The 324-nt window shown below is 65.7% G+C and carries 1 protein-coding gene; it reads left to right on the top strand.

What is annotated here, in order from left to right; translation table 11 throughout:
* A partial coding sequence (locus tag RAD15_RS44065; RefSeq protein ID WP_458184905.1) for an Ig-like domain-containing protein occupies positions 1-324 on the top strand: 324 nt, incomplete at both ends.

Here is a 324-nt window from a genome sequence, read left to right as displayed (position 1 = left end):
GCGACCGTCAGCGATCCTGCCGGCAACTCCTCGACCAGCAATGTCGTCACGGTGGTGGTCGACACGTCGGCGCCGACGGCGGGGACGCTCTCTCTGTCGAACTATGACGACAGCGGGTCGTCGTCTGCGGACTTCAACTCGACCGACAAGACCTTCGATCTGTCACTGAGCGGCAACGCCGATGCCAACGGCACCAGTGTGGCTTATGAGGTCTCGACCGACGGCGGCAGCACCTGGAGTTCGACGACGGCCGCGCAGGGTGACCTCGCTGACGGCAGCTACCAGTTCCGCGCGACCGTCACCGATCCCGCCGGCAACTCCTCG

It is taken from the genome of Bradyrhizobium sp. 14AA (assembly GCF_054185205.1).
Note: the sequence above shows the minus strand (reverse complement) of the source record. Positions and strands in the feature narration are given on the sequence as shown.